This is a genomic window from Sphingobacterium sp. GW821-FHT03E03 (assembly GCF_059420745.1).
Genome location: NZ_JBWKUH010000043.1, coordinates 20,996 through 30,018, shown reverse-complemented (window position 1 = coordinate 30,018; position 9,023 = coordinate 20,996). Strand labels below are relative to the sequence as shown.

5 protein-coding genes are annotated in these 9,023 nt (G+C 42.6%); all 5 read right to left on the bottom strand.

Annotated elements, in window-relative coordinates; all coding sequences use genetic code 11:
- Positions 1 to 60 precede the first annotated feature (60 nt).
- The gene (locus AC07UV_RS24895; protein WP_495185726.1) at positions 61 to 528 is read right to left on the bottom strand and encodes a hypothetical protein; all 468 of its coding nucleotides are present in this window, start codon (positions 526 to 528) and stop codon (positions 61 to 63) included.
- A gap of 98 nt (positions 529 to 626) precedes the next feature.
- Positions 627 to 2,177, bottom strand: coding sequence for a right-handed parallel beta-helix repeat-containing protein (locus AC07UV_RS24890; protein WP_495185725.1), 1,551 nt, complete (start codon positions 2,175 to 2,177; stop codon positions 627 to 629).
- A gap of 148 nt (positions 2,178 to 2,325) precedes the next feature.
- Complete coding sequence (locus tag AC07UV_RS24885) at positions 2,326 to 3,648, bottom strand: NHL domain-containing protein (protein ID WP_495185724.1); 1,323 nt, start codon at positions 3,646 to 3,648, stop codon at positions 2,326 to 2,328.
- A gap of 30 nt (positions 3,649 to 3,678) precedes the next feature.
- The gene (locus tag AC07UV_RS24880) at positions 3,679 to 5,556 is read right to left on the bottom strand and encodes a RagB/SusD family nutrient uptake outer membrane protein (protein ID WP_495185723.1); all 1,878 of its coding nucleotides are present in this window, start codon (positions 5,554 to 5,556) and stop codon (positions 3,679 to 3,681) included.
- A 20-nt stretch (positions 5,557 to 5,576) separates the two neighbouring features.
- On the bottom strand, positions 5,577 to 9,011 hold the full coding sequence (locus AC07UV_RS24875) for a TonB-dependent receptor (protein WP_495185722.1): 3,435 nt from the start codon (positions 9,009 to 9,011) through the stop codon (positions 5,577 to 5,579).
- Between the last annotated feature and the right edge of the window lie 12 nt (positions 9,012 to 9,023).

The following is a 9,023-nucleotide window of genomic DNA, read 5'->3' as shown; positions in this document are numbered from 1 at the left end:
AAATTTATATAATTTGAGAGATATGTAAATAAATATTAAAGTTTATGTGGAGACTATATATTACTCATACGGTGTTACTGGACCTGAACATGCGCTATTAGAACCTGGTTGACAAATTACTCTGCAACTTCCTGCATAGTAGCCATCAAAAACAAATCTGAACTCACCATTAGGATACGGTGTAATCATGCCTATATAACCAACATATATTCTCTTGGGTTGAAGTATATACCCTGCGAAAGTAAAAGTGCTTGTACTTGAGGATGTTGGGCCAGTATCAGCTAATCTAATTCTTACGTCTGTATATAAATAACCAGGATTTGGGGACCATGACACATATGTCACAGAATTTATCCAGTCAAAACCAACAGAAACGTTAAAAAGGCAACCACCAACACCACAAGGAGCTGTATTAGTGACGTGGGAAGAGGTTGCTTGTGGTAATGGTAATACCTTGGAGGTTTCTAAATCTTTGGAGCCAGCAGATAAAGCGAGCATTGCCAAAATGGGAAAAATAGATATTTTCATATTCAAAGTTTATTAGTTACATATTAGCTTTTTTTATATTGTATTGAAAGTTAGCAATAAATAATGATAAATACAAAAAGCTCAAATATTTCAATTTTTCATTTTTGAAATGCTCCAATCGCAATGCGATTTGCTTCTGATCTCGCCTTTCCGCTCAAATCCAATTCACCATGGATTGCGTGACTAATAAAATTTCCTTTGTCCAGGGCAGGAGATGAATCGCTTAATCCAAAATCTCCTTGTGTCGTTGATATAAAGCCCGGATCCTGTCCAAAGATCGCATGTGTATCGCCAATAAGAGTTGATTTCCAGGTTTGTTGATTCCGAATGACTTTTCCATTCCATATCCACTGATCTTCTCTGGTACTGAAGTATAAATTGTAGTCAATCGCATTGGATTTACCTGTATTGGTGTATTTATGAATAAATACGCTATTGGGCTTGGCAACAATAATATTATTTTGGATGATGTTGTCTATACAGTTCTCAACAAGTCGTATTTCACCTTCAATTTCATCAAAATATCCTTTGTCGATATTATTGTGAAAGAGGGTATTATTCACAACATAACAGTTCAGCGTACCACCACCGGTGTAATTTAGATAGCCACCCAGGCTGATCCCCGCGAGTGAGTTGTTATAGACCTCGTTATTTCTTACAATACAGTCACGTGTGGGAAAATTATCGGTTTCACTGACCAGGCCGATTCCGCGCCCACAGCGATAGACACTGTTTCTTTCAACAATGATATCCCGGGCTCCGTCGATGTAAATTCCAATGGCCCCATTGTGCTGGGCAAATGCGGGGATAGGACCAGTTCTACCATCGATATCATAAACTTCGTTTTGGCTGATCAGTCCATTACGTACATAGTTCAGGTTTGCTGTAGCATTGGCGGCATATCCTCCGGCTGCAACAATACCAATATTTTCGCCATTGTATACCTTATTCCGTCTGATAATAAAGCCATCGACATATCCATTGATGGTCAGATTTTCGGAATAACCGGTATTGCAGTCATGGATCGTATTATCCTCCACAATAATATCCTGTAAGGCCTCGGCGGTATTGCCAATGACCAGAATACCATGCCCACTTCTGCCATCCTGTGGGCTGGCATTGTTTTCGATATGATGGACTCTATTATTTCGCACAGTGATGTTTTTAGAGCCTTGATCAATAATAATCCCATTCACATCATTGCCTTTGGCCTGTGTTTTAAAATTTCGGATTTCAAAACCCTCAAACTGAATATATCGGGCATTTCTGATCGTAACCAATGCTGCTGTGCCCGAAATGGATAGTCCCTCGCCATCAATGGCCACAGCTTCATTGGGATAGGGCTTTATCGTAATGAGTTTTGCTGAACTTCCCGATTTTGAAATCAATAGTTTCTCATGGTAAGCACCTTCACGCACAAAAATGGTGTCGCCCGGTGATATTGCATCTAAAGCGCGTGCGATAGTACGAAAGGGGTTGCTCTCGGTACCCTTGTTCTGGTCATTACCGGTGACCGAAACGTACCTGCTTTTTTGAAGGGTTGAGTCGGTCTGAATAGGTTCGGGATGATCAGCATGATTGCATGCCGCGCACAATAGCAAACCTTGCAATAGTGCGTAGCTCAACGAAAATAGAGGCTTAAAAATCATATAAAGTCATTTGAAATGTAAAGAAGCTGTCGAAGGCATAAAAGCGAAGCTTCTGAGAACGCATGAATTGAAAAGATGTCGTCGGGGATGCAACCCACCGCTTAGAAAAAGCAGGTGTCCGATCGCTTTACGTCGGACACCCACTCATTTATTCCGAGATAATCTTTCGGACACTATTATTTTTCTTGTCAATGACATAGACCGTACCATTTTTGTCTACAGCAACACCTTCAGGCACATTAAACGAAGCGGCTTCGCCAACGGCATTTGTAAAACCAGCGATATTGGATCCTGCAAATGTACTTACCTGGAATGTCTTGCCATGCACCAAGCGGATGCTCTGATCCGGAGATCCACTATCGGCACCGGCGGTACCATTTCCAGCTACATATACATTGTCTTGGTTGTCAGCTGCAATACCCCAGGGGAGGGCAAATTCGGCCTCCGTACTGAGTCCATTTTTGTAACCATATTTACCAGAACCGGCACTCATGGTATGCTTCCATGTTTTGGGATCGTATTTTCTGATTTGATTGTCGCCATGGATACAGATGTATAGACTGCCATCCGGTCCGCAGGCCATTCCTGCTGGAAAATTCAATCCATCGATGACTGTCGTTACTGCTGTACCATCTGTATTTAACTGATAAATAGGAGCCGGGGAGGTAACAGAATTATAGTATAGCTTTTTTGAGGTTCGGTCATAAGTAATGAACCAAGGCTCTCTCGCGGCCCAGGCGACAAGCTTTGCTGTACCATCGGGTGTTATCTTACGGATATCCGAGTTTCCGGGATCGACACAATACAGATTACCCTGTTCATCAATGGTCAATCCATAGGGAAGGCTAAACCGTGCTTCACCTCCTTTCCCTTCTGCAAAACCGGCATTACTTGGGGATCCTGCTAACGTACTGACGTTTCCGGCGGGATCAATTTTACGGATACAGTGGTTACCGGGATCAGTGACATAGACATTTAACGCATCATCTACAGCGATACCGCCATTGCGGTACCAAGGTTCACCACCAAAATTAAACTTTGCATCAGTACCTTTTCCGTTAAAGAATCCTGCTGTTCCGTTGCCGGCCAAGGTACTGACTGTTCTTTTATAGATATAGTTGTAACTATCTTTTGACGTTCCCGTTTTTCCGCCAATAGAGACTTCAATAACTCCACTGCCAGCCCTTTTAGGGACTATGGCCATAATCTGCGTGCCATTTGATGCTATAATCTTTAACGGGATGCCATTGAGCTTAACGGAAATCGCAGCTGTGTCCGTTGTAAAGTTCTCACCATTGATCAGAACTTCTGTTCCATAGACACCTTGCTTTGGAAGGAAATCCGTGACAACAATGGCCGCATTGGGATCATGTGTTGCACCCATATGATCTTTCTTACATGAAAATATTCCCGCCAATATCACAAAGGAGAGGAGGGGGAAGAATAAAATCCTTTTATATATTAATTTCATAAATAGTAAAAATTAAAATTCAAACCTTAATTACCAGCCTGGATTTTGAACAAGCGCCGTGTTCTTATCGATATCATCCTGTAAAATAGGAAATAGATACATTTTATCATCCCAGTATCTGTTTTGCAATAAGTTTCTCTTATAGAAGTCCGGATAAAAAAATCCTTGATTATTATCGTTTGAAGCGATATTCATCCTGTATATTGCTCGGGAAGCTGGGTTTCCCATCATCAGTCGACGAAGGAGCGTGAAATAACGGTCGCCTTCAAAAGCCAGCTCAATTTGTCGCTCGCGAAGAATCCATTTACGCTGTTCGTCTTTATTACCGACCACCTGTGGGTATACTGTCTCCAATTTAGGTAAACCGGCCCGTTGACGAACGAGGTTCAGATAGATCAGAATATCAGGGTGGCTCGGATTAACTTCATTTAGCGATTCGGCATAATTTAAATAGATTTCGGCCAAACGGATATGAATATACGGACGATATGCGGGACGATCCTGGCGAATATTAGTGGCTGGACTGATATTTTTCTGTGCAAGGTATCCTGTTTTATCGGCACTATTTGAATTCTGCACCAAACCGGCTTTTCCCGAATAATAAAACTCGGCTCTTCCGCGTCCATCCTTGTTGCCGTCCGACGAAAAGAAGTTGCGGTCATCGGCTGTCGGTGCGGGTAGGATAGGCTTACCATTGTAGAGAATATTGACGTAAAATCGCGCTTCCCGGTTTACATACATATTTGAATTGCCAGCGATGTAACCTCTATTGACGCCATCGCGGCTCTTGCCCCAGTCGGCTGGATCATCCGTTGCTACAAAACCATCCTCCCGATAACCAGAGCTGGGATCGTCAATAGTCTTGCCATTACGCATCAGGTGGGCATCTACCACATTTTGTGTGGCATTCATCATCGCAATTCCACCGGGTTCAGGTGCACTTCGTTTCTCATGTCCCCATTGCCAGGTGTCCGCTTTGTGCGTGGAAAAAATAATCTCACTATTCCAGTTGGTTAAAAAGAGGTTACGGAAAGACAGGTAAGGATCGAATTTTGAATCTCCTTCATCCATATTGGTAAAGAGCTTATAGGCATTTAAGTCAATAACAGCTTTTGCGGCATCAGCGGCCAATTGCCATTTATTGGCATCGTTCTGAAGGGGGGCAAGTGCCTTTCCATCCTTATTTTTGAAATTTGCAAAACGCGGATTTCCATTCCATAGGGGGCTCGCCGCCCACAGCGCCACCTGTGATTTTATTGCTAGACAGGTTCCTTTACTTGGTCGACCGTAATTGGACGAGGCGGACCATACGACAGGAAGGTCTGCTGCGGCAAGATCCATCATGCTATTGATATAATCGACGCATTCCTGAAAAGAATTGCGGGGATATTTGTTGAAATCTTCGTTCAAACCCAACGTCCCTTTCAACAATACCGCTGGGCCATATTGACGTAGCAATTTCCAATAGTACCAGCCCCGTAAGAACCTAGCTTCGGCTTTGTATTGTACTTTAAGTTCTGTACTCAATGCGCCTTCAGGAACCTTGTCGATGTTTTCCTCAAAAATAAATGACTGCCTAATGGCAGTGTATGCGTTATTCCAATAATGCTGCCAGTACATGCTTTGTGGATTCCAGTTCCCGACAGCCATTTGCCGAACGTTCACAACGGGTATATTACAGGAGGTTTCATCGCTGGCACCAAGGGTCGTAAAATCGTCTACCGGTGTTTCGATATAACTATAGATCTGGTTTAAGTAAGATTCTGCATTGGCCCGGGTCTCCCAAACCATGTCTGAAGTGAGGAGGTTATCCGGTTTTTTGTCTAAATAATTACAGCTTTGCATATTTTGGCATAAGGCTAGCGCTAATAGACCTGATGCAATATATTTTGGTGATATCTGTTTCATGGTTATTGTATAGATTTAGATTAAAACTGTGCCCGAACGCCGAAGGTGATCATACGATTTAATGGATATTTGGCACCGTTGCTTCCCAATTCGGGATCCCAGAGCTTGAATTTGCTAAATGTTAGGAGGTTTTGGCCCGATGAATACACATAAAGTGACGTGAAACCAAGTTTGTCCAATCCTTTTGCTTTAATAGTATAGCCCACAGAAGCCTGTTTCATGCGTATATAAGCCCCATCTTTTAACCAATGTGTACTGTTGATGTAATTGTTGTCACTGCCACTGGCCATTGTTAGACGTGGGTAGTAAGCATCCTGACGTGGATTTTCTGCGGTCCAACGGTCTTCAACAATGGACATGGTATTGTTGGGGTAGATTCCCAGACCCGAAAAAGGGAGGACTCCGACACCATTGACGCCCATTCCTTTTCCGGGAATTTCGCTACCATTGGCCATGATACCTACGTCAGCAACCCCTTGAAAGAATAGGGAAAGGTCAAAGTTTTTATACGAAACAGAAAAACCGGCACCATATAGCCATGAAGGAAACCAGGATTTTCCAAGGTAGGTTCTGTCATAAGGATCAATTATATTATCGTCCTCGGCATTTAAGTTTTTGTAACGGATATCTCCGGGTGATACTGGGCTAAACTTTTGCTGCGGGGCGGATTCTATCTCTTCTTTACTCGTAAAGTAGCCCAAGGCAATATGCCCCTGATATTCGCCATAGCGTGTTCCTGTCTTGGACTGATAACCGTAGCGTCTGAGGGGTTCATCCGCATATACTATTTTATTGCGGCTATAGGTGACATTACCAAAAAGGCGTAGCCCAACATCCCCAAAGTTATCGTTGTATTCAATACTGGCATCCATCCCCTTATTGTCCATCTCACCTATATTGGCATAAACAAGAAGACTATTATAACCGGCTATGGAAGAAATGGATTGTCTCTCGATAAGAATGTTTTTTCGACGCTCGGCGAAACCATCAAAGATCAGGTTGAGCTTGTTCCATAATCCGATTTCAAGACCGATGCCGGTTTTATAGGATTTTTCCCAGGTGAGATTCTCAACACCCAATATTCTCTCCGTTTTTCCGCCGACCAAATTTCCATTGAGACCAAAACCTGTAGAGCCGCCACCACCGATCTGCGTTAAGTAAGGGAAGCGATTTTCAGCATTACCAATATTATCGTTACCGACAACACCATAGGATCCCCTGATTTTTAATAAACTAAATGTCTTTTTCAACGGCTCAAAAAAATCTTCATTGGAAATCACCCAGCCAGCCGAAGCGGAAGGAAACAGGCCAAACTTATTGCCCTTCTCGAAATTTTCAGATCCCGTATAGCCCGCGTTAACTTCGACAAGATATTTATCACGAAATCCGTAGTTAATCCTTCCGGCCAAACTTTGGTTGCGATAGGGGATGGATCCAATAACATTACCCGATAAACTGACCAGACGGTTGCGCATATTATAGAGAAACATCCCACCGATTTTGTGATCATTGAAGGTGCGGTCATAGTTTAAATTACCTTCAAGATACATGACGCGTTGGCCAGAAGATTCCTGGCTGTAGTCCAAAAATTGCTGACCTACCCTGCTTTGGTTAAAAATGAATTCCCCTTCAGGTGTTCTGCCTGTCGCTTGCCATAAATCATTTTTCCCTGACCGACGGTTATTGAATTCACCATAACTGTCAAAAGAGAACCGGGCATAGGCGGATAATCCTTCCGTAATTGCATCTAATTTTTGATTAATGGTCAATACCGACTGCACAATAGGTTTAAATTCGCTGGAATAACCATTGTTTTGAACTTCATTTAATGGATTAGCACCGCCACCGCTCAGTGGCCCCGCCCATTTGCCGTCTGGATATTGAATCGGATAGGCAACGGGAGTAGTCGCATAGGCTAAGTACCATAAATCACCAGCAGCGATACCTGGGTAGCGCGAGTTAACCAACATCCCCGTTAAGTTGAGCTGAACGGACGTGGTTTTTGATAAATTGACATCCACATTACTCCTGAAATCATAGCGTTTGAAATCGAGATTAGGGTTGTAATTGTTTAAGTTACTGACCTTATAGGGGCCTGTTTGATTATAGTACGATCCCGAAATATAGTATTTCACCGATTCACCTCCACCGGTAATATTGATGTTGGCATTGGCGAGCATGGAATTCTTCTTATATACTTCATCAATCCAGTTCACATTGGGATACATATAGGGATCCAGTCCACTTTTTGTTTTTTGGATCAATTCATCTGAATATGTTGGGGTTAAGCCCATATTTGTCCGTGCTTCATTCTGCAGTTCCATATATTTTATTCCATCCAGCATTTGCGGTGTTTTCGTAAAACTGGAAAAGCCAGTCTCTGCCTTAAAGGAAATTTTTGGTTTGCCAGCGACACCTCTCTTGGTGGTAATAATCAAAACACCGTTGGCACCCTTAGCACCATACATTGCCGTGGATGAAGCATCCTTTAATAGGGAAATACTGGAAATATCTTCGGGATCAATATTATTGAAAGATCCACCGAAACCACCATTGACATCATCACGTTGTACACCATCTATGATAATTAAAGGTGACGAATTACCGGCGTAGGTCCCGATTCCGCGGATTGTAAAGGTCGAATTGTCATAACCGGGTTCGCCACTGGATTGAACAGAAATAATACCAGCAACTTTACCTGCTAAAGCATTCGATAAATTGGGTACTGGCGTCCGCATATCGGCCATATTTACTGAACTCACGGCACCAGTGACGTTGATCTTTTTCTGCGTACCATAGCCTACGACAACGACATCATCCAGATTATTATTGGCGAGTGCCAAGGTTATATTTAAATGGTCCTTGTTATCTGCTTGTCGTTCAGTGCTCTCATAGCCCACGTATGTAAATGTTAAGATCACCTGACCGGATCCGGATGGCGGAGCGATGGTAAAATTTCCTTGGCTATCCGATGTAGTTGTGATTTGTGTGTTTTTTATGCGTATGGTTACACCGGCTAGGGGTTTTCCCTGTTGATCTTTAACCGAGCCATTAATGGCTTTTTGATTTTCGGTCACTTCAACGGTGCGACTTGTACCAGCCGATTCTTTTGGACGAATTATTAACGTCTTTTTGATGACTTCAAACTCAAGTGCCTGATTTCGAAACAAGGCTGTCAGGGCTTCATTCAATGTTGCATTTTCCAGATTAAGGGTGACAGGGTTTGCCTTCTTGATCAGTTTTGAATCGTAAAGCAGATCAAGCTGGGCTTGTTTGCTGATTTCTGCAAGAACAAGGTCGACCTTACTATTTTTAAAATGTAGGTTCATTTTTTGGCTATAAACCGGAGTTTTAGCCTGAACAACGCCAAAAAATGCGAGCAGTAGATAGAACTTCATAATCAATAGGGTCTTAATTAAGAACATGTACTGTTCTTTTCCCAGTATTATTTTCATAATTTTGTTTAG

Coding starts and splice junctions, on each gene's coding strand:
- AC07UV_RS24875 (WP_495185722.1), bottom strand. CDS start 9,011: ATGAAAATAATACTGGGAAAAGAACAGTACATGTTCTTAATTAAGACC.
- AC07UV_RS24895 (WP_495185726.1), bottom strand. CDS start 528: ATGAAAATATCTATTTTTCCCATTTTGGCAATGCTCGCTTTATCTGCT.
- AC07UV_RS24885 (WP_495185724.1), bottom strand. CDS start 3,648: ATGAAATTAATATATAAAAGGATTTTATTCTTCCCCCTCCTCTCCTTT.
- AC07UV_RS24890 (WP_495185725.1), bottom strand. CDS start 2,177: ATGATTTTTAAGCCTCTATTTTCGTTGAGCTACGCACTATTGCAAGGT.
- AC07UV_RS24880 (WP_495185723.1), bottom strand. CDS start 5,556: ATGAAACAGATATCACCAAAATATATTGCATCAGGTCTATTAGCGCTA.